Here is a 25,498-nt window from a genome sequence, read left to right as displayed (position 1 = left end):
TAATATTATTTTACTATAATTATTTAAAGGTTTATAAAATTTTAGTTTTTGTTAATTTTTAAAGTCATGGTTATCTTGCAATAGAATTTTTTACTATAATTCTTCCCTTTCATTCAAAAAGTCTCTAGGTTTTGTAGACATTTAATTAATGATTATAATTATGACTCTTTTTTGCTGCAAATTATAAGATTTTTTTGAAATAGGAGTAGCTATTCCGGCAAAAATCTTATTAATTTTCGCTTCAAAATATCTCATAATTATAATCATTAATTAAATGTCTACAAAACCTAGATCTATACTAACCTCTCCACATAATGAAACAATATTATCCATTATCTTTGGGTCTATATTTGAATTGTTGCACGCTGTATTTTTCTTAAGCCAGTTAGGGTCATGGAATAGGAAGGCTTTGGCCATAGCTCGATGATTTTTGGTAGAGGCTCTATTTTTCTAATACCAGTCCGATACCCAGGCATTAAAGCTTTAACCGGCATCCACCCTACATCACCGATAAAATATATTTCCGAGTAATGCCAAATCAATTTAACCTTATTATTTGTATTCACAAAGATTTTATAATATTCACATTGTACATCATTAAGAAATTCCGTTGCTATAAGGATATATCGGGATGCGTTTCTATACTTACTAAAGCTATATTTTCTAAGTTTTCGGGGCATTGAACAATTCTATCTGAAGCCGTTAATTTCTTAAACTCTTCCTCTCCTATTTTTTCTTTTAGGCTACTTTTGTATTCTTGCTCTTTATCTGAAGGAAATACTAATTTATCATTTTTACAATCAACCAAAAAAGGAGTTTCAATAACATATTTAATAAATAAATCTTTTAGTTTCACAATAATAAATTTCTTAATATATAAGGCTATACTATTAATAATTTTTATATGTCAGATAATATCCTCTAGGCTATCTAGGTAATGCTTTACCAGTCGTAACAACTTCGCTTCAGGGCTTAGATTTTTCACTGCCCATTTTTTAATCCAAGGTTCGGCGAGCTGCCACATATTAACATTACCGTCTAACTGTCTGCCTATCCCTTCCACCATTATCAAAGTCTTTTGTAATAGCAACAACTCCGGTTGTACTTCCATGCCGAAATCTTCCGTGATTTTAAATAAATGTGCAAGCAGCTTACCTATGGAAATATTTTTCGTGGGCATACCTACTATAGGCTCAGTGACTGCTCTACAACTTTGAGCGAATAAACCTAAATCGGTATTTGATGGGATGTAGCCGGCTCTTAAATGTACTTTAGCAACTAATTTATAATCACGTTTTAAAAAGCCGAATAGACTTTCAGCAACGGCTAAACGATCTTTTTCTTTAAGTCTGCCCATAATACCGAAATCGAGTAGAATTATCTTACCTTGCTTGTTTACTAAAATATTTCCTGCATGTAAATCAGCATGAAAAAATCCGTCTCTATAGGCTTGATTGAAAAACATTACGGCAAAATCCTGAGATATTTTTGCAGGTTCTAATCCCATTTCCTTTAGTAGCAAAGTATCATATATAGAAGTTCCGTCTAACCACTCGGTGGTTAGTATATTTTCTGATGTTAAATCCCAATATATTTTAGGGATTATTACATTAATATCATTACGCATATTGTCCATAAGCTCGGAGCTAGCTGCCGCCTCTAAACGTAAATCAAGCTCAAATTTCATAGTTTCATGAAATTTATCAACTACTTTAGTCGGTTTTAGCCTTTTTGCTTTAGAAAATTTTAAGATAATTTTTGCAAGAAAATATAACAGCTTAATATCTCTATTATATCTTTTATGAATATCAGGACGCAAAATTTTTACCGCAACATATTCACCGGTTATAAGTTGTGCTTTATGTACTTGCGAGATTGAAGCAGCGGCGATTGGGGTGTTGTCGAAGTGTGAGAAAGGGAGGGCGTCATGGCTACTCTCTCTTATGTCATTCCCGCGTAGGCGGGAATCCAGTATTGTTTTTTCTGGATCCCCGTTTTCACAGGGATGACATAATGGAGTGCGAGAATGACATAAAAACTCCTTCGTTATCAACTTTCTAGCCACCCCACCATCAAACGGAGGTAGCTTATCTTGCAATAACCTTAAATAATCTGCTATTTCTGCTCCTACTAAATCGGCTCTTGTCGAAAGAGTTTGTCCGAATTTTATATAAATAGGTCCAAGATCGCTTAAACAATCTATTAAGCGTTTGCCGTAATTTTCCCGTGATTTTTTTATTAACGAGACCGGAGCAAACAATAAGGCTAATATATAACCGATAAACCTGAAATATTTAGGGCTTCTTGAATCAATTAAGATTTGCTTTTTACTGATGATACGAAAAATACGTATTAAATTAAAAAAATTACTTATCATATTTTATATGCACTGTGAATAGCAACTATTCCGCCGCTCAAATTTTTATAACCGACTTCCTCAAAACCGGCTTCTTTAATCATTATTCTAAACTCGTCTTGTGAGGGGAATAAATATATACTTTCGACCAAATATTCATACGCCTCTTTATTACCCGCTATCATTTGACCAATACTCGGTATAATATTAAATGAGTAGAATTTATAGAAATCTTTTATGTACCCTTCCTTTACTTTTGAAAACTCAAGACATATAAACTTACCCATCGGTTTTAGAATTCTATAAGCTTCTTTTAAAGCTTTATTAATGTCAGGTACGTTTCTAATGCCGAATGCTATAGTATAATAATCGAAACTATTATCCGGAAACGGCAGTTCTTCAGCACTTGCTACAGTAAATTTAAGGTTCTGAAATAAATTAAGATCAATTGCTTTTTTCTTAGCTTGCTTTAACATTTCTTCATTAATATCGCTTAAAGTTAAAGCGATATTATTACCTCTATCTCTTGCTTTTTTAGCAAGCTTTAAAGCAATATCACCGCTACCGCTAGCGACGTCTAATATATGAGAGTTAAGATTTGGGATTTGCCTAATAAATTCATCTTTCCATAAACGATGTAATCCAAAACTCATTAAGTCATTCATTAAATCATACTTATCAGCGACGTTAGAAAAAATGTTATTTACTAAACCTTGTTTTTTAGTGTAGTCTACTTTTTTAAAGCCAAAATTTGTTTGGTTCATAGTTTTTTATTATAAATATTAGTATCAAATGCCGGAACTTCCTGAAGTAGAAACTCTTAAAAACTCCCTAAAAGATAAGCTAATCGGGCTTATTATAGAAAATGTAGAGTTAAAAAGAGATAAATTACGTTATAAGCTATCCTCGCTTTTAGCTACAGAAATCTCAAATACTAATATACTGGATGTTAGGCGTCGTGCAAAATATTTAATTATAGATTTTAATAATGATTATTCTTTAATAGTTCATCTAGGCATGAGCGGCAGATTTACTCTGCAATCTGCTAATTATAAAACTCAAAAACACGATCATGTGATTTTTGATTTAAATAACTGTGAAAAGCTAATTTTTAATGATACTAGACGATTCGGAATGGTTTATAGCTTTAAAACTAATTTCTTGGAAAAAGAATTTTTTAATGATTTAGGAATAGAACCGCTTTCTGATTCATTGACGCTAGAATATTTAAAAAACAAGCTAAAGATTAGAAAAATACCGATAAAAAACTTGATTATGGATAATAAAATTATAGTTGGAGTCGGTAATATTTATACTTCTGAAAGTCTTCATTTAGCTAGAATTCATCCGGATAAATTAAGTAACGATTTAAATGACGATGAAATAGAAAGTTTAATTAAATCGATTAGAGAAGTATTAACTAAAGCTATAACTGCCGGCGGTACTACTCTTAAAGATTTTGTAAACGGCGATAACAAACCTGGCTATTTTACCCAGCAACTTACGGTTTACGGTAGAGAGGGACAAAATTGTTTAAGCTGCTCTAGCACTATTATCAAGACAAAACATTCAGGCAGGAGTACTTTTTATTGTAAAACTTGTCAATATAGTTAATTCACTTGACATATTTTTTAAAACTATTTATAAACCTCTCTATTACTTATTCAATTAATAGTTGTAAAGTAGACTCCTTGCATAACCTATCTTATAAAGAGGAATTTGAAGGAGACACGAAACGCAGCACCGCAGCGTACAAAAAGGTACGAGAGGATGCGAGTATCGGATCGACGTACAAATTACCTTTAGAAAGAGGTTATGCAAGAGGTCTAATAAAGCCGGTGATTATGGCAGGAGGCAACGGTAAAAGACTATAGCCTTTGTCATCTAAGGATAAACCGAAACAATTTAAAAAAATATTGAGTGATCTAACTTTACTTCAGCAAACATTAAACCGAAATAAATTTTTAGGGCAACCTACTGTTATTATTTCCAAAAAATATGAATCAATCAATAAAAAACAAGCAGCAGAAATAGAATTAATTACCGAGCCTTTACAAAAAAATACTGCCGTTTGTGCCATTATTACGGGATTATCGGCTAAAGCACAAGGATTTGATATTGTAGTGTTACTACCTTCAGACCATCATATAGCGGATAATATAAATTACCTTAATACTATAAATAAGGCTTTACATTATGTTAATGAATTCGGTATTTGCACTATAGGTATTCCTATAAATGTTATAAGTGCCGAGGCTATATAAACACAGGATTATCAATTGCAGAAAATGTTTATCTAGTTGATCATTTCATTGAAAAACCTATATTAGAGCAAGCAAAAAAACATTTTCAAAGTTTCAAAGTAATGAATATTTTTGGAATTCAGGAATTTTTGTATACGATATTAACTTCTTCTTAAACTTAGCAATGAACCTTCAACCTGATTTATTTTATATTGCAGAAAAAGCATTTAATACTGCTGTAAAAAATGAGAATAGTTTGGCAATAGATGATGAGGCTTATAATGAAATCGAAGCAATTTCTATAGACAATGCCATAATGGAATATATTTCGGGAATGGTCATGATAAAAGCTGATTTTGCTTGGAACGATCTTGTCTTGGTACTTGGCATTCCTTATTACAGGTAAAACACCGGAATATAAACGATAATTATTGCGAGGGAAACGTAGTAACAAGTAATACCACAAACTCTTTCATTAGTTCTAATAATAAATTAACCACCGTAGTAGGTCTTGACAATGTCATAATTATCGATACTATGAACGGTCTTTTGGTTGCCGATAAATCAAAAATGAATGATCTAGAGAAAGCTAAAATCCTATTTACCGCTCTTTTTAACGGAAAATCTGATTCATCACTGAATTATGAAATATATGAAAAAGCTTTTCTAAAGAATATTTTATCTTCTGAAGAAATAAAATTAGAAATTATGAAAGGAAATAACGAAGCTTGTTATATTCTTGCTAAAACTTACGAAATAATATTGTAATCCCCAAGATGAATATAACTCTATGTTATTAACATTGATTGGAAGTAAATTAGGAAATACAGAATGTACACAGCTTGTTTATTCATATCCTACAAAATATACAAGCTTTAAATCTACTGTTAACAATTTTATTCAAAACTATATAGGACAGCTTAATATCACTTTTGATGATGCTATATTATCAGCTGCTTACTCCGATACTTTAAATACTTCAATGTTAGGAGACCCAAATTATAATAATACGTATAACCCTGCTTGAACACATATTATTACATAATTTACTGCTAATATTCAAGGCTATTGACATAGTATTATTGCTTATATATCCTATTTTGATGAGGCTTAAACCTCATCATTAAAATATAGCTAATCTTATAAACTTCAAAAATCTGTAAGTTATAGGAACAACTTAGTAATCAAGAGGTTCACTTTAGTTGAGTTACAACATGGAAAATACTACAGAAGAACAAATAATAATATCTGAATTCAAAAATGATGAAGAAGGGAAAAGATTAAAAGCAGAAGATTCACGGAAACAACTTAAAGCAATACTAATAACATTTGGTATTATTTTTGACCGGTTTTTTAACTTTTACTTATTTCTTTTTTAATTACATAGAAGAAACAGTGGAAGAATACAAACAACAGCAACAACAAAAAATTCAAAAAACTAATAAGAGTTGAATATTAGATTACCACACTTCTCCTTTAATTATGGTCTTGTTGCATAACTGCTATGTCATCATTCCAGCAAGGCATTGTTGCGTGAATACCACCCCGTCATTCGAGCGACTGCAAGGAGCATGGCAATCCAGAAAAAATAATAAAAAAATTCTGTAAATCAGAATTTTTTACTGGATTGCTTCATCAATTATTTCATAATTTCCTCGCAATGACGGAAAAAACGATCCACGCAGGCAATGCCTGCTCGCAATGATTATTTTTATACTGCCTTAAGTTTAGATTGCTTGAAATTAGTTTTATCAAAATCATAGATAAAATCTTTAATAATAGGTACTATAACTGCTTAAATTTACTTCCGCTAAATACCCCGTAATGCTCTGCCCCTTTTCGTAAATGGTATCTTTTCATTGATTCAGGTATATTTGAACAAAGTTTTAAAGCAGCTTTTGTTTGCCCTACCGCTGCAATATCATCTAATTCCCCTTCAATACCGAGTAAAGCACATTTAGTAATATGTTTTAAATCGATCGGACGCTTCTCAAAAACTAATTTACCTCTTGCTAGCGAAAATTGTTGGAATACTTCATCTATAGTTTATAAGTAAAACTCTGCCGGCATATCCATACCTGCTAAATACTCATCATAAAATTTAATAGTATGATCGGCTTTTTTATAATCAGAATTTAATAAACTTTGCCATAATTCTAAATGTGAATCTATATGACGGAATAAGTTTAAACTCATAAAGCCAGCAAGTTGGAGGAATCCAGGATATACTTTTCTTCCATGTCCGGGATAGTTTGGCGGCACCTGCATTGTAACCATTTTGCAGAACCATTCTAAACTTTTACTTTGAGCGAATTCATTAACTGCCGTGGGATTTTTTCTAGCATCTATAGGACCGCCCATCAAAATCATTGAACTCGGCACATTTGGACTATTACTCTCCGACATTAAGCTAATGGCGGCAAGCAGTGGAACAGTAGGTTGGCAAACTGCCATAGTGTGAACATTCGGTCCTATAAAATTGATAAACTCCATTACGTAATCAATATTAATCATCCATATCAAAATGCCCTACTTCAAGCGGCACATAACTGGCTTCCGTCCAATCTGTAATATAAATATCGGTATACGGTAATAATTCTTGTACAGTTGATCTAAGTAAAGTAGCGTGATGTCCACCATGGGTGCTACTATTAATAATTTAGGTAATTCTTTTTTAAAACCTATTTTCTGAAAATGCCTTAGTTCACAAAAAGACTTTTTTAGTATAACTTTTTCATTAATGTTATAGGTTTTATCATCAATAATTGTTTCAACAATATTAAATTCAGGTTTTTCATATTTTCTAGTCATGCGTTCACAAAGCGTTAAATAAGCATACATAATTCTTGTAAAACCGTTATCTTCTAGAGACTCATGTTCATATGCTTCTTTTAGAATTTTTATACCTAAATGCATTAGAGCAATTTGTGTTCTAAGCCCCTCTAACATATAATATGTATAATTAGTACTTAAATCGCAGTTAATCATAATTTATCCACAAATTTAAAAATAATTAATATATATCTAGTTTAGATTTCATAGTAACATTAATTTTAGGATTCACGGCTTAAATTTTTATAAATGCGTGATAATAATGGGCTATATATAAATATGTTTATTTTTTTGTTTTGCTTAGGAATCACATGTTTATCAATATTATACCATATACTCTACACCACTTCTTTTGTTGGTTTTTTACAAAACATATCAACCTTATTTAGATAATTCTCAAAATCTTTATTTTCTTCTGCCAACCTATTAGCCCTATTCCAATCTATTTCAGATTTTTCTCTAGCAGGGATTAATATTTCACTATTTTCAGGAAATTCCATATTTATTAAAATAAAACCTATCCCATGCCTAATACATAACATTTCAAGTTCATGCCTAGTATCGGACCTAATTTCGTCTAGAATAGGTACGACTAAATAACCATAATGTGCCCATGATGAATTTGATAAAGCCTAAAAAAAAGACTCTCTTACATTACTATGGCTTATTTTCTTTTTTACTTCAAAGGACCAAAGCCTTGCTTGTTTTCCTCCATAATATTTAGCACAATCTTTAATTAGCAGACTCCATTTTTTATTAAGAACTTCCATGCCTACCCAATCAGGATGTAATCATATATTACTTCCGGCTCCTTGTTTGTTTGAAGAAAAATTATGTTTAATTTGCATATTATTTATAGATACCTAATTCATCAAGATATAATTCAAGTACTTCATATGCGTCTTCTTCAGTTATATTATTTTCTTTGCTTACTTTATTTTTAAGGTTTGTTACTTGTTCATTATTAATTTGATAATCAGGATTTTGACTATAGTACAACCTTACTTGAGGTTCTGACTCTATTCTAATATTAGGCTTTGATTTCCACTCATTAAACCTACCTCTACTAATTTCACCTGCATAAGCCTTTATAACTTCCTTAATTTTTTCTTCTTGAGTTCTTGCTGCTATTATCCTCTTATTTCTACTTGCCACCGCTTTACGTCTAGCTTCTTCAGGATAATTTTCTACAAGCCATTCTGCTATTTTGTAGGGGGTAAATTTCTGATCTTCATGTTCTTTTAAAAAACCAATGATGGCATTTTTGCGATTAAATTCCATATTAAATATACTAATAATTGAAATACTGTAAAATATACATGTTATTTTAAAAATTTCAACTTTCAATCTTGATTATTTTATAAAGTATTATTTATATCTTTTTCAAATTTAGAAAATAATGTTTTGAAGTTATGAGTAGTAACATTTGCTACTTCTTTTGATGTGATATTTTTGAGTTCGGCAACTTTTTCAGCGACATACCTAACAAATGCCGGTTCGTTTTGTTTGCCTCGCATAGGCGTAGGAGCTAAGTAAGGAGTGTCGGTTTCTATTAATAACCTATCAAGCGGTATATATTTAACTATTTCCTGCACATCGGTTGTATTCTTGAAAGTTATAATACCGGACATTGAAATATATAAACCAATATCTAGCATTTTTGTTGCTAGATTTTTTGATGAGGTAAAACAATGGATTAGCCCAGGAAATTTACTATTACGCATTTCCGAGGTTAAAATATCAATAGTATCTTCGTCTGCTTCTCTTGTATGAACAATAATAGGTAGGTTTGTGCTAGACGCCGCATGTATATGTGCTACAAACGAATCTTGCTGTAATTTTTTATCGTAAGGCTGATGATAATAATCAAGCCCCGCTTCACCGATTCCGATAATTTTTGGATGCTGGGTTAGCATAATAATTGCCTCAGCGTCATTGCAATGACTAATAAAAGAATTCACTTCACACGGATGCACCCCAACACTCGCAAAAACATTTTCATATTTTTCAGCTATCTCTAAAATAATCGGTAAATCTTCAATTTTAGTGCAGATAGTTTGCATATACTGCACATTATTTTCTAATGCTCTTTGAATGACAGAGTCTAAATCCGTATCTTTGGTAAGTAAATTAAGGTGACAATGTGAATCTATTAACATGACACACTATTCAAACTTTGGAAATATTATGATAGGTTCTAAAATATTGCTACCCGCCGTTAAAGCATAGTCACATACTAAATGCTTAAATAGACGTTCTTCTTTATTTACCCCTAACTGATCAAGCATTTTATTTGCTGAACTTGGTATAAAAGGCAGAAGCATTATTGCAATATAACGTAAAACTTCTAGTAAAGTGTATAACACTTCTAGCATCTTATCAGGATCGGTTTTTTTCAAATTCCAAGGTGCTTCACTATCAATATAGATATTTGCCTCTTCGGCCAAATTAATAATATTTTCAAGAATTTTATTAATCTCTGTTTTATCCATCAATAAAATATTCTGCTTGGCAAATTTACTTGCGTTTTTTAAAATCGGTAGTTCATATATTTTATCTATGACATCCTGAGTAAGTAGCGGTACTTTGCCGTCATTATTCTTATAAACAAAAGCTGTAGTACGCTGTAATAAATTACCTATCTTGTTTGATAGATCGCTATTAATCCGAGTAATTAAATTACTACGAGCAAAATTACCGTCCGCACCAAAAGTTACTTCACGCATCAGAAAATACCTAACTTGATCAACGCCAAATTCATCAATTAACTTAATCGGATCAATGGTATTACCAAGAGATTTAGAGATTTTCTGCCCCTCATTCGTCCACCAACCATGAGCCATAATTGTCTTCGGCAGCGGAATTTCTGCAGCCATTAAGAAAGCAGGCCAATAAACGGCATGAAAACGTAAGATATCTTTACCGACTACATGTAAATTAGCAGGCCAAAATTTACCGTAATTACTTTGTTCATCAGGATAATCAAGGGCCGAAATATAATTAGCCAGTGCATCAAGCCAAACATAAATTACATGTTTTTCATTATTTGGGACTTTGATACCCCAATTGAAAGTAGTACGTGATACGGATAAATCTTTTAGACTTGATTTAACAAAGCTAACTACTTCGTTACGCCTTGATATAGGTCTGATAAAATCAGGGTTTGCTTCATAAAACTCAAGTAATTTATCTTGCCATTTTGAAAGATTAAAGAAATAGCTAGGCTCTTTAACCCATTCAACTGGAGCACCCGTCGGTGCAAGCTTACCTTCAGTTAGCTCTGATTCACCATAAAAAGCCTCATCTCGCACTGCATACCATCCTTCATAAAAACCTTCATAAATAGTGCCGTTATCTAGTAATTTCTGCCAAAAAACAGCTACAGCTTCTTTATGCCTGTTTTCCGTTGTTCTGATAAAATCATCATTGGAAATATGCATAGCAGTCATCAGATGACGAAAACTCTCGGATGTCTGATCGGTAAATTTTTGTGGGTCAATATTTTTATTAATAGCTGCTTTTTCTACTTTCTGCCCATGTTCGTCAGTACCTGTTAAAAACATTACATCGAAACTGCAAAGTCGCATGAAACGAGCAATTACGTCACTTACAACACTAGTATAAGCATGACCGATATGGGGAACATCGTTAACGTAATATATAGGGGTAGTAATGTAGTAAGTATTGTTCATAAATGCTTTTTTATTAACTCATGTACTTCAAGTGGGCTTAAATCTGAAGCTTTAATTGTCTTTATTCTTTCAGGAAATCTATTACTTAATTCTTTAAAGCAATCATAGATTTTTTTATAAAAATCTATACCTCTTATGTCAAATTTATTGCTCATATTTCGTGAATTGACTCTCTTAATAGCAGTATCCGGCTCTACGTCAATAAAAAACGTAATATCCGGCATAAGAGAAGGCATTAAAGTTTTGTGCAAATTATAAACTAAATCTATGCCGTTTTCTAGCTCTAATCCTTGATAACATGCAGTTGAGTCAATAAATCTATCACATATTACGATGTGTCTCTCTTGTAGAGCCGGTATAATTTTCCGTGCCATATGATCATAACGTGCTGCCATAGCTTGTAATAGCTCGGACATGGGTAGTAATTCTTCATGTACTAGAATTTCACGCATTTTTTCGGCAACTAAGGTACCGCCGACTTCACGAGTTAAAATAACGGGAGTATTTTGAGATTTTAAATATTCATAGAGCATTTGAGATTGGGTAGATTTACCGATTCCCTCCCCTCCCTCAAATGTAATAAACTTTCCTTGTTTCAAATTATTCATTAATTACAATTACTTTAAGCTATAACTTTATAATCATATCTCTTAAAAAAATATTTACAAGGAAGATTACATACTTATATACTGCTACAAAATGAAGAGCGGTTATACGAAGATCAACTTGGAAAAGAGCAAGGAGTCTGTAAGCCGAGGAACGGAACGTATATTAATACGTGAGTATCCGAGGACTTACAAAGACGACGCAGCCAATTTTTCAAGTTCATCGAGTATAATCCATTATAAATTTTAAATTATTAATAGATGAACAATTCGTTAAGCAAAAGGGATTTTTCGATCCTAATCAGTAATTCAATGGATCATTTTGATACCGCACTTTATGGGTTTCTAGCCCCTCTACTTGTAGGTATTTTTTTTCCGAATCATGATAAAGTCGTTGCTTTAATACTTACCTATAGTGTTCTTGCTACGTCTTTATTTACTCGCCCAATCGGTTCTTATTTTTTCGGTGTTATCGCTAAAAAATACGGCGGTGTTTTTGCTTTATCTCATTCTTTAATCGGCGTTGCTTTAACAACTAGCCTAATCGGTTTAATACCTTCACATGCTCAAATAGGATGGCTTGCACCGCTATTATTAGTTTTGCTTAGAACGTTGCAAGGAGTATATTCCGAGGGTGAATGTGCCATTGCTAAATTACTTATTTTAGAGAATAAAGAAGAAAAAAAAGCGTTTAAAGCTTCTTACCTTTATCAAACATCTACTATACTTGGTATTATTCTTGCTTCATTTATCAGCACTATAGTTTTAAATATAGAGTATAATGAATATTGGCGTTTATGCTTCATATTTGGCGGGTTTACGGCTCTTATAGGTTATTTTTTAAGGAAGAGCGAGGATACTGTAGTAAAGCCCTCATTGTCATACCGCGGCTTGACCGCGGTATCCAATAAAAAATATAAAATTACTTTACGTAATTTTTGGATACCGTGGTCGAGCCACGGTATGACACAGTCCTCTCCTCGCAATGACGTAGTATCATCACTATTACAAGACTTAACTACAATTTGGAACAGTAAACTAAGTATCTTACGCATTAGTTTTGCCATAGGTTTCTCATATATGACTTATATAGTGCCTTTCGTCTTTATTAATAGTTTTATTCCACTTATCACTGATATATCACTGGAAATAATGATGAAATTTAATACCGAGTTTCTGATTTTTGATATGATTATGATTCCGATAATAGGGCATCTAACAAAAAAGCTACATTACCTTAAAATACTAAACGGTACTCTTATTTTAATGAGTTTAAGCATAATTCCTTTATGGCTATTCTTGAATAATTCATCTATATGGTATGTTAATTTTGTACGTATTTGGATTATAATACTCGGTGTCGGGTTCTTGGCACCTTTGAACTGCTGGCTAAATGATTTATTTAAAACTGCCGATAAATATATGTTAGTAGGTATCGGCAGTAGTATAGGTGCTTCATTAATCGGACGCCTTACTCCGTCAATCTGTCTAATGCTATGGCATGTAACCGGCAACTCTTTATCAATTGCGATTTATATAGCGGTAATATCGATTGTAACCTTGTGGGCTGTTAGCAGTTTTGCCTGTATGGATTGATGTCATTCCCGCGTAGCATTGGCTTTGTTGTATGGCTCGTTTTTTTTGTTGTCATCCCGTGATTTATTCACGGGATCCAGGAAAAATAGACAATGAATGTATGTTATAAGTTGTTTTTCTGGATACCGTGGTCAAGCCACGGTATGACAATAATTCATTTTTAACAAAATACCAAACTCAAAAGTACCCCGACATAATTATTAGCTCTGAATCTTGTCATACAATCAGCTGGGTTCTCAATATCAAGAGTTGCTACTTGCAATATTAGTATAATTAAAGCAGATAAAATAGGTAAATAGTCGATATTATGGTTAGCCATTTTTGTTGCTAGAATAAATAACAATATAAAACCTATATAACATATATAAAGCCAAAGCTTAGGATGCTTGTTCTCTAAATATATACTTAACGATTTCACTCCTATTTTCTTATCGTCTTTTATATCCATATATCCGTAAATCGTATCATAACCGATTGCCCAAAAACAGCATGCTATATACATAATAATCGCTGCCATATCAAGTTTATCCTGAACTGCCGCATAAGCTATTAATGCCCCTAGCTTAAAGGTAAATCCCAAAAAGATTTGCGGGAAATAAGTAATACGTTTCATTAACGGGTATAGGCTAATCATTATTACCGCAAAAAAACCTGTATATATGGCTGTTTTGTTTAAAAGTAGCAAAATACAAAGTGAGATAACGCTAAGAATAAAGAGTATAAAAATAGCATAAGAAACAGATAAAGCCTTACTAGCTAAAGGTCGATCTTTAGTTCTTGCGACATGCTTATCAAATTTCCTATCAAATATATCGTTAATAATACATCCGCTGCTCCTTGTCGTTATGCTTCCTAAGATAAATAATGGTAATAAATGAGCTAATTCCGTGTTAGAAGGATTTGCAAGCAATAACCCAAATAAAGCAGGAAAAAAAACTAACAAATAAGCTACCGGCTTATCCGCCCGTATTAATTTAATGGTAAGTAAAAGTTTGTCTAGAATTAGCATATTAAACTTTAAATTTAAATAAATATGGATATTATAGATAATTTAAGATAAAATACGCCACAAAATAAAGCTACTAGATTTTTATGGCTAAAAAATTAAAACACGATTCATTAGTAAAAATAATAATGAACGACCCGGTAGCAGCACAAGAATTTTTGGAATATTATTTACCCGATGATTTTAAGAGTTTAGTAGATTTATCAAAAATAACGGTAGAACAAGAAAGCTACATTGAGGAATCTTTAAATAAGAAATATAGTGATATAATATATAAAATTAGCACCAATAATAAAGAAGAAGCATTTGTTTATGTATTAGTATAGGCCCAATCAACAATTGATCATTGGACGGCTTTACGGTTATGGAAATATACACTATTATTATGTGAAAGACATAAGAAAGGAAAGGATAAATTGCCGCTAGTTTATAATTTAGTTATTTACAACGGTAAAGAAATTTATAATGCTCCAAGAAATTTGTGGAGTTTATTTACTGATAGTGTGATGGCAAAGAAATTAATGATGGAAGATTATCAATTAGTAGATTTGCAAGCTATGACAGATGATGAAATCGTCAAGAAAAAACATTTAGGTATGCTAGAATATATGATGAAGCATATCCATATGCGGGATATGATAAAACTATGGGAGAAGTTTTTAACAGAGTTTAAGCATATTATAATATTGGATAAAGAAAAAGGTTATATTTACCTAAGATCGTTCTTATGGTATACTGACGCAAAATTATCAAAACAAAAACAACCGGAATTAGTAGAAGTATTTACTAAGCATTTATCATCTAAAGATAAGGATAGCATTATGAAAACTATAACACAAAAATATGCAGAAAAATATATGGGAGAAGGTCTGATACGAGGAAGACAAGAAGGTATTAAGATAGGAGAGTCTAAAGGCGAACATAATAAGGCAGTAATTATAGCAAAAAAAATGCTCTCTCAAGGATTCAAAATTCCTATGATTGCTGAACTTACTGATCTTAAAGAAAGTGTTGTCCGCTCAATTGTAAAAAGTAATTAATTGTACAAGCACCACTTGCACAAATCCTAAATTCCATATCCTTCCAAAGAAAAGCATCTATTGTCATAATCACATATAACCTTTATAATAATATTCTTGAATCAACTACAAAATCTATGAAAGAATTTCCAAAAAATTATAATTTTACCGAAAACGAAAAAAAGTGGCAGCAAATTTGGCAAGAGAAACAAATTTATGCTTATAATCCAAACGTTTCAAAAGAAGAAACCTATGTAATCGATACTCCGCCTCCGACAGTTTCGGGGCAGTTACATATCGGTCATGTTTATAGCTATACGCAAACAGATTTTATTGTACGCTTCCAGCGTATGATCGGTAAAAATATCTTTTATCCTATGGGTTTTGACGATAACGGGCTACCGACCGAGAGACTTGTTGAAAAACAGAAGCAGATCAAAGCTTATAATATAGATCGATCTGAATTTATAAAAATTTGCGAAGAGGTAGTAGCAAGTGAAGAAAAAAAGTTTAGAAGTCTATTTAACCAAATAGCTTTATCGGTTGATTGGAGTCTAGAGTATCAAACTATCAGTCCATTATCACGAAAAATATCACAAATTTCTTTTCTTGATTTAGTACAAAAAGAGGAAGTTTATCGTGCTAATCAACCGATTTTATGGGATCCAGTAGATGGTACAGCTCTTGCCCAAGCCGATATTGAGGATAAGGAAAAAACCTCTTGCATGAATTATATTACGTTTAAAACCGAGCAAGGAGACCCGCTTACTATAGCAACTACCAGACCTGAGTTATTACCGGTTTGCGTAGCCGTATTTTATCACCCTGACGATGGACGTTATAAGCATCTAGCAGGTAAATCAGCTATAACCCCGCTTTTTAATGAGAAAGTTCCACTGCTTGCTGATCCTTTAGTACAACAAGATAAAGGTACGGGGCTGGTAATGTGCTGTACGTTTGGTGATCAAACGGATATTACTTGGTGGAAGACGCATAATCTACCTTTAAAAACTATTATCACTAAAAAAGGTACAATAGACTTCCAACATGAAATTTCTATAGACGGATTGAAAATTAAAGAAGCTCGAACAAAAATAATAGATATTTTAAAAGAACAAGAGTTGCTTATTAAACAAGAAGAAATCACTCATACCGTTAAATGTGCTGAGAGGTCAGGTGCTCCTCTTGAGATACTAACCGTACCCCAATGGTTCGTTAAAACTATATCACATAAAGAAGAATTGCTTAAAAGAGCAAATGAGTTAAATTGGCATCCTAAAAATATGAAGATTCGTTTAGAGAATTGGATTAATGCCATTAGTTGGGATTGGTGCATAAGTAGGCAGCGTTATTTTGGCGTGCCGTTCCCTGTTTGGTATTCTAAAAAAGTAGGTGAAGAAGGCAAGATTTTATATGCTGATATTTCACAGCTACCTGTTGATCCATTAAGAAATTTACCTATAGGTTACAGTAAGAAAGAAGTAGAGCCTGACTTAGACGTTATGGATACTTGGGCAACAAGTTCCGTTTCGCCTCAACTTTCTACTCATGGCATTTCTGATGATTTTGCTGTTAATAAAGATAGACACGATAAATTATTTCCGATGGATTTAAGACCTCAAGCACATGAAATTATCAGAACTTGGGCGTTCTATACTATTTTAAAAGCTCATTTACACCAAAATACTTTGCCGTGGAAAAACATCATGGTAAGCGGTTGGTGTTTAGCTGAAGATCGAAGTAAAATGTCTAAATCTAAAGGCAATGTTTTAGTTCCTGAAAAGCTGCTAAAACAATATGGTTCCGACATAATACGTTATTGGTCGGCAAATTCAAAGCTAGGTGCTGATACCGCCTATTCTGAAGACGTTATGAAAAACGGCAAAAGGCTTGTTAACAAGCTATGGAATGCCGCTAAATTTGTTTCTATACATTTTGATAAACTGAAAGGTGAAGATAAAAAAGCAAAGCTTTTAGATGTTAAAGAAAAAATCACTAACGAGTTTGATCAGTGGATAATTAATAAACTAGTAGAACTAGTTAAACTAGCTACAAATGAGTTACAAAACTACGAATATGCAAATGCTATGCATCTGACGGAAAAATTCTTTTGGGCGGTATTTTGTGATAATTATTTAGAAATAAGCAAAACCAGAAGCTATGACGAGGAAAACAAAAATCCACAAGGACAACATAGTAGCATATTAACTTTATATCATGTTATGCAAACGTTACTGAAACTATTTGCACCTTTCATGCCGCATATTACCGAAGAATTATACCAAATATTATATAGTGAAAATTCTATTCATGTTAAAGGTAACTGGGTTAATTACGGTGACTTAAATTATGAAATCGATGCAAAAGGAGCAGAAGGGCTGCTTGAAATACTAGATATCGTCAGAAAATTCAAAGCTGAGAAGAATCTATCTATAAAAGCTCCAATAAAATTGCTTGAAGTTAGCGGCATAGTATTATCTGCAGAATTAGCAGAAGATTTAAAAAACGTCACATCGGCAGAAGAAATACAATTTGAGATGAAAGATGATAAAATTAAAGTCAATGTTATTCTTTAAAAATATTATAGGTTTAATATTACTTATATTTGCCGGGATATTTTTTATGCTTATATATTAGAACATGACTGGCGATATGTAACCTTAAGTGATGAACAAGTAAAAAAATACAGGATTAGCGAGAAAAAAGCTATTGCCCTTTATCAGTTAATGAAAGACACTCTGAGCTACTTGGTAAGAATAATATTAATTATTGGATAGAAGGCGGCACTCTACTTGGAGCCGTTAGACATCAAGGCATAATTCCTTTTGACGATGATTTAGATATCGGTATTATGCATGAAGATGAAATATTTCTGCAACAAATATTACCGCAATTTGAGCAACTCGGTTATACTGTTTCCTACGAGAGAGCTTATAATATATGCAAAAAAGCTTGTTTAGGTATTTCCATTTTTCATAAAGAACAAAACAAATTTATATATACTAATTTAGCGACTCGAGATAAGTATCCGAAGAGTTCATTTTATGATAATGAATTATATCCTTTAAAAAAATATAAATTCGGTAGTATAGAGGTTTACGGTCCCGCTGATCTTATAGGAAATCTAAATAGGCAATATCCAGAATGGGATAAATATGCAATAATATACAGACCTCATAGCTTACATTTACCTTTTTTATCGAATATCGAGAAAAAAACCAAATTTATACTTACTCTGGAATTGTTAAAACCTGCTCAGCCGCTCGGACCGCTAGAAGATAAAGTGAATATAGTCAATTCAACTACATTTATTGGTATGTGCGAGGATATAGCTTATAATTAAATGTCGAATTGGTAATAACTATTTCGATATAAGCAACGAAATAGTCATATGATTTACATTTGACTAGATTACTTTTTTGCAAAAATTCATATCAAACAAGTTGAGATAAGAAAGTAATAGTCGGTACTATCCATAAGCCCGGTTTATCAAAGCAAGAGCCGGAAATAGCTTGTTTATTTTGAATTACTTGAAAACTAAACTCAGGTTTAAGTGATTCATGAAAATATTTTAAGCTTGAAGAAAGGCTTGTATCACTTACTTTTGCTTCCACTAAAATCCAAGTCTTCTCATCTTTTGTTATTACTAAATCGACTTCACGTTTTTGTTTATCACGAAGATAGTATAAGCTAAAATCACCAAGCCCTGTTTCGTTCCAAAAATATACGGCTTTTAACAGGTGAGAAGCTACAAGATTTTCAAATCTATCTCCTATATCTTTTATTTGCGACCAATCCCAAAGGTAGTATTTAGGCTCTTTTATTAAGCTTTTTACAACATTTTTAGACCAAGGCTTGATAGCAAAACAATAATAATGCTTTTCTAGCAAAGAGAGCCATCTTCTTATTGTTTGGTCTGAAACCCTAACTTTGTTAGCAAGATTCGTATAGCTTATTAATGAGCCGACCTGTTCATTTATAACGGTAGCAAGTAATTCTAACGCATAAATATTGTTGATATCTTCAGTATTTCTGACATCTTCTCTAAAGAATTGTTCGAATCTTTGATTACTCCATATTCTATGAAATTTAGCAGTTGCTTTTAAATAGCTTTCCGCAAATCCTCCAAAATTTATTAGAGCTTCAAATTCATCTATAGTGATATTTTTGGGGCTTTTTATATAATCAACATTATTATCAAAATTTTTAGCTATTTCAGATACCGATAACGGATACACGGTTAAATTTATATAACGCCCCATTAGGCTATCGTCGCCTTTTTTATATATATTTAATTTGGCACTACCTGTTATAATAAATTCAATATTTTCTCCGAATTTATCATAAAACCCCTTTACAAGATTTTTCCAATCTTTATATTTATGAATTTCATCTAATATTAAACACGGTTTCTTATCAGATATAGTATAGTAGACAGTAGATGTTCAAAAAGTTCGGTGTGTTTGTTTAGGATTTTATTTATATCTTCTAGATAAATTGAATTGGGATTAGGCTTGATTACTTGTTTTGATATTGTAGTTTTTCCTACTTGCCTTGCTCCGCTTATAAATACAAGTTTACCATAGTTTGTTAGATATTCTTCAACTTGCTTTTTATATAACCTATCCATTATAATATTTCTATAAGTTTACAAAAATATTATAGGCTAATATCGAAATGGTCAAGACTATTTCGATATCAGTAACGAAATAGTCTTACTTGGTAGCAAAACTGAACAGCTATACTTTATTATAACTGATCGCCCATCAGGGGAATTTCATTTGTATACTCATTAATATCTACCGGAATTAAACTACTCTCTTGATGATGTTCAATACTACCATCAAGCAACGGTTGTAAATGCTTAGATATTATTCCAATAACCTCAGGCTTACCTGTGCTATTTGCTATTTCCATATACTCACCTTTTTGAGGCATATACGAAGTAAGCTGCTCCATATATTTTAAATAAGATTTTATTAATGCTCTTGAAGTTGCCATAATACAGTTTATTAACAAAATATCAATCAAATTATTAATTTTTTAATATTTAATTAATGTATTTAAAATAATTAGTGCAAAGTATTAGGTACTTTAGTATTATTTAACATTAAACTTTGCTTCATTCTATGCCTTATTTATTACCAACTATTATAACTACGCTACTTATTTTATTAGCTCTAATAATTTGGTTGTATGTAAAAACTAAAACCTTAAGGACGCAGCTACAATTTTTATCAGAGCAGAATCTAGAAATTAGCAATAACAACCAATTATTAAATCAAGAAAAGATAGGATATTTACAGAAAATTGAGCAATTGAAGTGTAAAGTAGAATATCAAGAACAGACTATTAAGGATTCAGAAAAAATAAGAGAAGAGTCGTTTTCATCGGCTAAAGCTGCGTTATTTGATTTAGGTAAAGATTTGTCTAAGCAATTAATAGAGATACATAAAATGGAAAACACGGCGGCAAGAGAGCTAGCCGAGAAAAATATCGCTACTGCTTCAGGAAAATTTAATAGTGAGTTTGAGCGGTTGATTACGATGGTGGGAGCATTAAATAAAGATATAGAACAATCAAAAGGTACGGTTGATTTGATAAAACAGTCGCTGCTTTCTCCGATCGGGGCGGGGTTGCTTGCCGAAATTACGCTTGAGAATATCCTAAAATCTTCGGGCTTACGTCCTAATTTAGATTTCATTATGCAATACGGCTTAACTACAACAGATAGCGGAAAGTTAAGACCAGATGCCCTTATTTTTCTTCCTTCCGGTAATTTAATGGTTATTGATTCCAAAGCTTCCAAATTTCTAGTTGATGAGCAGGATAATAGCGAGAATCTTAGCAAAACTATGAATTATCATTTAAAATCTTTAACTAATAAAGACTATGCCGAAAATATTTTAACTAATCTAAACAAAAAGGATCAGAGCTTTAACAATGTTATTACTTTAATGTTTTTGCCAACTGAACAAGCGGTTGAGAAAGTTATTGCAGCCGACCCTGAATTTTTACGAAAAGCTTGGGGCTGTAATATCTTTCCGGTAGGACCTAGCGGACTTATGAATATGCTATCATTTGCAAAATTTCAAATTACCGATCATCGCCGCTCGGAAAATTATAAGGTAATCATTGAAGAAGTGAGAAAGCTGTTAAGTTCTATCGGTACTATGGCTTATTATTCTCAAAAGATCGGTAATAACCTGCAAAATATGGTTACTAATTATGATAAATTTGCTGCCTCGTTTAATCGTAATTTTATGTCAAGAGTAAAGAATATTCAAAAACTCGGCATTGATTCAGGGAATAAAGCCATGCCGGCTACCTTAGAGCGTTATCAAATCGTTTCCTCCAAATCAGAGATTATTGAAGTAGAAGCAGAAAATCCACCGCAAATAGAGGAAAAATTATAAATAAATTTTTCTCGTAATAGGTAATTTAAATGTTAAAAAAACTTTCCATAGTTTGTATAGCCATATTGTTACTATGTGTAAGCATATATAAGATTAAAGCTCCTGAAAAAGAAAATAAACATGTTATAAGAGTGAGCTTTATTAATATGTGGCCGGGCTTTACAATAGACGAGCTACCGATGATAAAAGAAATCATTGAAGAAAATGGACGAACAATTGTTATAGATCATAACAATTATGACCTTATTATTGATAGTGTTTTTGGTCAAAGAACTATTAGTAATAAAGATAGTATAAAGATATTTTGACCGGTGAATCTGTTAGACCAAAGCTAGAAAATTATGATATATCTATAGGTTTTGATTATATAGATCATCCAAATTATATAAGAATACCTTTATATTATATGTATTTTACTAATGAAGTCAGTACTGAATATAAACGATCAAAATGCAATCCAAACAAACCGTATTTTACTTGTTTCTTAGTCTCTAACGGTATAGAAGATCCTGAAAACGACGGCTGCATAGCAAGAAATTGATTTTTTCATAAATTGTTGCTGTATAAAAAAGTAGTAAGCGGCGGTAAATATTTAAATACTGAATCTACAATTATACCAAAAAAAAACTCGTGAATGGTTATCTAAATGTAAATTTGTTATTGCTTTTGAAAATAAAACATATGAGGGGTATGTTACTGAAAAACCTTTTCAAGCTTATTTAGCAGGAGCAGTACCTATATATTATGCAGATAAAAGTTATATCAAAGATGTAAACCCTAATGCAGTAATATTTGCTAAAGATTATTCAGAAGAAGATTTATATAATTATATTATTTCTGTTGATAAAGACGATGAAAAATATTGTAAGATATATAACAATCAGATTGTACCGACTTCAGAAAATAATCACATCGCAGTAAAAGAAAAATTAAGAAAAAAAATTATTACCTTTATTAAATAACCTATAATGCGACAAATTAAAAAATATTTTTTTATAATATCAATTATAATTATTTGTTTATCATTGATTTTCATATTTTTAAAAACTTATCAAATAGGTTCTGCTCCACTTGAAGAAAAAGATATTAAAATTTTTATAGTAAACCTAGATCGCAGCACTGATAGATATAACAATATTAGTAAACAATTCAACAATAATAATTTATCCTATGAAAGGTTTAGTGCAGTAGACGGTTATAATTTATCCATAACAGATGCAGCGGGAAAAAGATTTACCGGCTTAGATGTAAAAAATAACCCTACTCTCTTATCCCTTGATAACGGTTATATTGTATTTTGTCCTTCAGAAAATATAAATTATTTTTCCGATAGCAAAATATTAAATCATACTTTAACGGCAGGTGAACTTGGTTGTTATTGCAGCCATAGAGAAATTTGGCTTAAAATGGTTAAAGAAAATATACCTTATGCCCTAATAATAGAAGATGATGCATAAAACATTGGATCTTCATAAAATTCTAATTCTGGATTACGAAAGTAAAAACAGATATAATCCAAAATCAAGGTGGCTATTGCCGAACACATAGCAATACTCTTCTATCCATGATAAGTACTAATGTCTGATTCAATATTGTTAAAATCTATATCTTGATTGGTAAGTTTATTATATACTGCCTGAAGTTTTATTTGCGTATTCTTATCTTTTTCGGAATGTTTATATAGTAACTGAAAATATGGTCTAATTTCTTCAGCTGTAAATTTCTTATTCTCAATTAAAGCCGGTACAATTTTATCATGCAAAAATTTAATTAATTTATTTTGCATAAAATTTGTAACTTTACTTTGTTCTTCTACTACTCCTGCAGCTGCAGACCATCGTAAAGCCGTATATACAATTATACGATTAATAATATCATTATTTAATAAATCAATAGGCTGCAACCCTAAATTAGTAGCCTATCTAAAACAAATCGTAGTTGTATTTACGGCATCATTAGCAAAGCTTGGAATGTGATCAAATAAAAATTTAATATCTTTTCAGTGTTATTTTCTAATGCTTAAAACATATTATTATTAATCTCTTTAGTTTGTCTATTTGATAAGACCGTACCGGGAAAAGATAATAAAATTTGTAGCATCGCAAGGCTAGTGGTTGGTAAAGCACATAATTCATACCAAGGATCCTCTTCGTCAATTACATATGAACGTAAAGCAATTACACCCACTATAAGAGAAGCATAAGTAATTGCTATTTTACCTGAATGATTACTAACTAAATCTGATTTTTCGGTTAACCAAGAGGCAATTTTGTGATCTTCATTATATTTATTAGTAGCTTTTTCTATTCTAGTAAGACTTTGCTCTAATGAGTTAAGATAATTTGCAAAATTTAAATGAGTTTTTTTACTATATTAAACTCGGTTTCATAAGAGGAAGGTACATTTAAAGTGTTTGTAAGTAATATTGCTTTAGCTATATAGAGCGATATAAAAAATACTCGCTCATCAGAGGATATGCCATAGCATCGATTTCTTTGGCTGCTTTAATCAAGTTTTCAGATTGATCTAAATTATTTTTTAAAAATACTTGGAGCTTTAGTAACAAGGGTACTAAACTATAGTGAATTTATATCCCCTATATTATCTAGCATAGAATCAATGATATTCTTGTTTTCTATTCCTATTAGCTCCTGTAGCTTCATACATAAAAAATGATCTCGATTATTTATCTCTTCAAAACAATTGCTCCATTGAGAATGATCAATATTCTTATCTTGATACTTTCCGGTAGTAGCTAATTTACTTAGCATTGTTTCTAAATATTGAGTATAAATAAAACTTTGATCTAGTGTTGTTAAATCTTTAAAATTTTTATCACAGAACCATATTTTCAATACCTCACCTAAATTAAAACTAGCAAGTGCTGTAGTAGTCTTCCATAATCTTACGCCTAAATTTGATATATCATTATAATATTTTATTATTACTTCTAGTTTATTACTCATAATTTCAATTAAATAAATATTAAAGTTAAAATAAAAAATATAAAAATCTCTTAATATTTATTCAAATCTTTTATATGTAATTATTTATAATTGTTAATTATTTTTCTATGAGACAACATTAAAACCACACACGGGCAACGCCAGTTTATGATAAAAGAAAAGAGTATTGGGGTACAAAAGTTTTTAACCAAAAAAACAATAGCTGTGGACATAACATATCTTTTTTTATCTTCTATTTGCAACAGGACCTGATTAATGATATAAAAAATGTCAGTACCTAAATCGTCTATATTATAATGAGAATACTAGTAACAGGAGCTAACGGCTTTATTGGATCATATATTACAGCTGAATTATTAAAGAATAATTATGAGGTAACATGCTGTGTTAGAGATGTTGAATCTACCAAGAAAAAATTCCCTACTGCAGAAGTTATATATTGTGATTTTAATATAGACCTAACACCACAAAGCTGGATAAATAGATTAAATAATATAGATATAGTTATTAATGTATCAGGTGTATTAACGTCTAGCATGCTAATAATATTGAAAATGTTCATGTCAATGGTCCAAAAGCTCTATTTAAGGCTTGCACCCTTACTAACGTAAAAAGAATTATTCGTATTTCAGCTATTGGAATAGATGAAAAAAACACTGCTTATGCTTTAACTAAAAAAGCAACTGAAGAATATTTACAAAAATTAGAAAATATAGATTGGGTAATTTTACAACCATCTCTTGTTTACGCAAGCGGTTGTTACGGTG

General features: G+C 31.5%; 28 protein-coding genes and 6 pseudogenes. 16 read left to right on the top strand and 18 right to left on the bottom strand.

All coding sequences use genetic code 11. The annotated features are described in order from the left end of the window. Positions 1-344: 344 nt before the first annotated feature. The 4 genes from D6968_RS02835 to ubiE form a co-directional block, all read right to left on the bottom strand. Positions 345-542: a hypothetical protein gene (locus tag D6968_RS02835; RefSeq protein ID WP_245969180.1), complete on the bottom strand. Its 198-nt coding sequence runs from the start codon at positions 540-542 to the stop codon at positions 345-347. Positions 543-613: 71 nt separating this feature from the next. Next, complete coding sequence (locus tag D6968_RS02830; RefSeq protein WP_177717194.1) at positions 614-856, bottom strand: hypothetical protein; 243 nt, start codon at positions 854-856, stop codon at positions 614-616. 51 nt (positions 857-907) lie between these two features. Further along, the gene (ubiB, locus tag D6968_RS02825) at positions 908-2,377 is read right to left on the bottom strand and encodes a 2-polyprenylphenol 6-hydroxylase (RefSeq protein WP_121543258.1); all 1,470 of its coding nucleotides are present in this window, start codon (positions 2,375-2,377) and stop codon (positions 908-910) included. After that, positions 2,374-3,120 carry a bifunctional demethylmenaquinone methyltransferase/2-methoxy-6-polyprenyl-1,4-benzoquinol methylase UbiE gene (gene ubiE / locus D6968_RS02820; protein WP_121543256.1) on the bottom strand — a complete coding sequence of 249 codons (747 nt, stop codon included), beginning with the start codon at positions 3,118-3,120 and terminating at the stop codon, positions 2,374-2,376. Before ubiE ends, ubiB begins: the two co-directional genes overlap by 4 nt. 28 nt (positions 3,121-3,148) lie before the next feature. Here ubiE and mutM point away from each other — a divergent pair, with 28 nt between their 5' ends. The 6 genes and pseudogenes from mutM to D6968_RS02790 all read left to right on the top strand — a co-directional run bounded on the left by mutM (position 3,149) and on the right by D6968_RS02790 (position 6,051). Then, positions 3,149-3,970, top strand: a complete 822-nt coding sequence (mutM, locus tag D6968_RS02815) for a bifunctional DNA-formamidopyrimidine glycosylase/DNA-(apurinic or apyrimidinic site) lyase (protein WP_121543254.1) — start codon at positions 3,149-3,151, stop codon at positions 3,968-3,970. 53 nt (positions 3,971-4,023) lie between these two features. Further along, positions 4,024-4,620, top strand: a pseudogene (locus D6968_RS06495) (palindromic element RPE1 domain-containing protein). Between the two features lie 163 nt (positions 4,621-4,783). Then, positions 4,784-5,005, top strand: coding sequence for a glycosyltransferase family protein (locus D6968_RS02805; RefSeq protein ID WP_245969174.1), 222 nt, complete (start codon positions 4,784-4,786; stop codon positions 5,003-5,005). Next, positions 4,960-5,367 carry a hypothetical protein gene (locus D6968_RS05850; protein WP_245969173.1) on the top strand — a complete coding sequence of 136 codons (408 nt, stop codon included), beginning with the start codon at positions 4,960-4,962 and terminating at the stop codon, positions 5,365-5,367. The genes D6968_RS02805 and D6968_RS05850 overlap by 46 nt, the downstream gene beginning before the upstream one ends. A gap of 22 nt (positions 5,368-5,389) precedes the next feature. After that, positions 5,390-5,626, top strand: a complete 237-nt coding sequence (locus tag D6968_RS02795) for a hypothetical protein (protein WP_121543252.1) — start codon at positions 5,390-5,392, stop codon at positions 5,624-5,626. Between the two features lie 187 nt (positions 5,627-5,813). Beyond that, a pseudogene (locus tag D6968_RS02790) lies at positions 5,814-6,051 on the top strand (RP671a family tick cell line-upregulated protein). 259 nt (positions 6,052-6,310) lie between these two features. On the opposite strand, the pseudogene phaZ reads toward D6968_RS02790, so the two are convergent. From phaZ to tmk, 6 genes and pseudogenes are all read right to left on the bottom strand, one after another. Continuing rightward, positions 6,311-7,587: pseudogene (phaZ, locus tag D6968_RS02785) on the bottom strand (polyhydroxyalkanoate depolymerase). A gap of 182 nt (positions 7,588-7,769) precedes the next feature. Continuing rightward, positions 7,770-7,973, bottom strand: a complete 204-nt coding sequence (locus D6968_RS05845) for a hypothetical protein (RefSeq protein ID WP_245969170.1) — start codon at positions 7,971-7,973, stop codon at positions 7,770-7,772. Positions 7,974-8,280: 307 nt separating this feature from the next. After that, complete coding sequence (locus D6968_RS02775) at positions 8,281-8,712, bottom strand: hypothetical protein (RefSeq protein ID WP_245969169.1); 432 nt, start codon at positions 8,710-8,712, stop codon at positions 8,281-8,283. A 77-nt stretch (positions 8,713-8,789) separates the two neighbouring features. Further along, on the bottom strand, positions 8,790-9,590 hold the full coding sequence (locus tag D6968_RS02770) for a TatD family hydrolase (protein ID WP_121543250.1): 801 nt from the start codon (positions 9,588-9,590) through the stop codon (positions 8,790-8,792). A 6-nt stretch (positions 9,591-9,596) separates the two neighbouring features. Next, entirely contained in the window at positions 9,597-11,123 is a 1,527-nt protein-coding gene (metG, locus tag D6968_RS02765) for a methionine--tRNA ligase (protein WP_121543248.1), read from the bottom strand. After that, complete coding sequence (gene tmk / locus D6968_RS02760; protein WP_121543246.1) at positions 11,120-11,731, bottom strand: dTMP kinase; 612 nt, start codon at positions 11,729-11,731, stop codon at positions 11,120-11,122. The genes metG and tmk overlap by 4 nt, the downstream gene beginning before the upstream one ends. Positions 11,732-11,989: 258 nt before the next feature. Here tmk and D6968_RS02750 point away from each other — a divergent pair, with 258 nt between their 5' ends. Next, complete coding sequence (locus D6968_RS02750) at positions 11,990-13,324, top strand: MFS transporter (protein ID WP_121543243.1); 1,335 nt, start codon at positions 11,990-11,992, stop codon at positions 13,322-13,324. A 160-nt stretch (positions 13,325-13,484) separates the two neighbouring features. On the opposite strand, the gene ubiA is transcribed toward D6968_RS02750, so the two are convergent. Continuing rightward, positions 13,485-14,333, bottom strand: coding sequence for a 4-hydroxybenzoate octaprenyltransferase (ubiA, locus tag D6968_RS02745; RefSeq protein ID WP_121543241.1), 849 nt, complete (start codon positions 14,331-14,333; stop codon positions 13,485-13,487). A gap of 83 nt (positions 14,334-14,416) precedes the next feature. Here ubiA and D6968_RS02740 point away from each other — a divergent pair. The 3 genes and pseudogenes from D6968_RS02740 to D6968_RS02730 all read left to right on the top strand — a co-directional run bounded on the left by D6968_RS02740 (position 14,417) and on the right by D6968_RS02730 (position 18,692). Beyond that, a pseudogene (locus D6968_RS02740) lies at positions 14,417-15,370 on the top strand (Rpn family recombination-promoting nuclease/putative transposase). 116 nt (positions 15,371-15,486) lie between these two features. Beyond that, the gene (locus D6968_RS02735; protein WP_121543239.1) at positions 15,487-17,925 is read left to right on the top strand and encodes a valine--tRNA ligase; all 2,439 of its coding nucleotides are present in this window, start codon (positions 15,487-15,489) and stop codon (positions 17,923-17,925) included. Next, positions 17,894-18,692 (top strand): annotated as a pseudogene (locus D6968_RS02730) (LicD family protein). Before D6968_RS02735 ends, D6968_RS02730 begins: the two are co-directional and overlap by 32 nt. 91 nt (positions 18,693-18,783) lie before the next feature. Here D6968_RS02730 and D6968_RS02725 read toward each other — a convergent pair. From D6968_RS02725 to D6968_RS02720, 4 genes and pseudogenes are all read right to left on the bottom strand, one after another. Further along, positions 18,784-19,611 carry an ATP-binding protein gene (locus tag D6968_RS02725; protein WP_245969246.1) on the bottom strand — a complete coding sequence of 276 codons (828 nt, stop codon included), beginning with the start codon at positions 19,609-19,611 and terminating at the stop codon, positions 18,784-18,786. A gap of 9 nt (positions 19,612-19,620) precedes the next feature. Further along, a pseudogene (locus D6968_RS06265) lies at positions 19,621-19,737 on the bottom strand (hypothetical protein); the annotation flags it as partial. 11 nt (positions 19,738-19,748) lie between these two features. Then, a complete protein-coding gene (locus tag D6968_RS06260; protein ID WP_281269441.1) occupies positions 19,749-19,979 on the bottom strand; it encodes an AAA family ATPase in 231 nt (76 codons plus the stop codon). A gap of 119 nt (positions 19,980-20,098) precedes the next feature. After that, the gene (locus D6968_RS02720) at positions 20,099-20,368 is read right to left on the bottom strand and encodes a hypothetical protein (RefSeq protein ID WP_177717230.1); all 270 of its coding nucleotides are present in this window, start codon (positions 20,366-20,368) and stop codon (positions 20,099-20,101) included. A 110-nt stretch (positions 20,369-20,478) separates the two neighbouring features. On the opposite strand from D6968_RS02720, the gene D6968_RS02715 reads away from it, so the two are divergent. Genes D6968_RS02715 through D6968_RS02705 form a run of 5 tightly spaced genes read left to right on the top strand, consistent with a single transcriptional unit; the run spans position 20,479 to position 23,222 of the window. Continuing rightward, positions 20,479-21,765: a DNA recombination protein RmuC gene (locus tag D6968_RS02715; RefSeq protein ID WP_121543235.1), complete on the top strand. Its 1,287-nt coding sequence runs from the start codon at positions 20,479-20,481 to the stop codon at positions 21,763-21,765. A 29-nt stretch (positions 21,766-21,794) separates the two neighbouring features. Then, a complete protein-coding gene (locus D6968_RS05835) occupies positions 21,795-22,073 on the top strand; it encodes a hypothetical protein (protein WP_245969167.1) in 279 nt (92 codons plus the stop codon). Further along, positions 22,070-22,306: a hypothetical protein gene (locus D6968_RS05830; RefSeq protein ID WP_245969166.1), complete on the top strand. Its 237-nt coding sequence runs from the start codon at positions 22,070-22,072 to the stop codon at positions 22,304-22,306. The genes D6968_RS05835 and D6968_RS05830 overlap by 4 nt, the downstream gene beginning before the upstream one ends. 55 nt (positions 22,307-22,361) lie before the next feature. Next, positions 22,362-22,727: a glycosyltransferase family 10 domain-containing protein gene (locus tag D6968_RS02710; RefSeq protein ID WP_177717263.1), complete on the top strand. Its 366-nt coding sequence runs from the start codon at positions 22,362-22,364 to the stop codon at positions 22,725-22,727. 6 nt (positions 22,728-22,733) lie between these two features. Further along, positions 22,734-23,222, top strand: a complete 489-nt coding sequence (locus D6968_RS02705; RefSeq protein WP_245969164.1) for a glycosyltransferase family 25 protein — start codon at positions 22,734-22,736, stop codon at positions 23,220-23,222. Between the two features lie 101 nt (positions 23,223-23,323). Here the strand turns inward: D6968_RS02705 and D6968_RS05825 are convergent, their stop codons facing one another. The 3 genes from D6968_RS05825 to D6968_RS02690 form a co-directional block, all read right to left on the bottom strand. Beyond that, positions 23,324-23,668 (bottom strand): hypothetical protein, encoded by a 345-nt coding sequence (locus D6968_RS05825; protein ID WP_245969161.1) that lies wholly within the window; start codon positions 23,666-23,668, stop codon positions 23,324-23,326. 116 nt (positions 23,669-23,784) lie between these two features. Then, positions 23,785-23,952: a hypothetical protein gene (locus tag D6968_RS05820; protein ID WP_245969159.1), complete on the bottom strand. Its 168-nt coding sequence runs from the start codon at positions 23,950-23,952 to the stop codon at positions 23,785-23,787. Between the two features lie 389 nt (positions 23,953-24,341). Next, positions 24,342-24,731, bottom strand: a complete 390-nt coding sequence (locus D6968_RS02690) for a hypothetical protein (RefSeq protein ID WP_121543233.1) — start codon at positions 24,729-24,731, stop codon at positions 24,342-24,344. A 296-nt stretch (positions 24,732-25,027) separates the two neighbouring features. Here D6968_RS02690 and D6968_RS05185 point away from each other — a divergent pair, with 296 nt between their 5' ends. Next, a complete protein-coding gene (locus D6968_RS05185; RefSeq protein WP_177717227.1) occupies positions 25,028-25,342 on the top strand; it encodes an NAD-dependent epimerase/dehydratase family protein in 315 nt (104 codons plus the stop codon). Positions 25,343-25,498 lie beyond the last annotated feature (156 nt).

This window comes from Candidatus Rickettsia colombianensi, assembly GCF_003664375.1.
GTDB lineage: Bacteria > Pseudomonadota > Alphaproteobacteria > Rickettsiales > Rickettsiaceae > Rickettsia > Rickettsia tamurae.
Note: the sequence above shows the minus strand (reverse complement) of the source record. Positions and strands in the feature narration are given on the sequence as shown.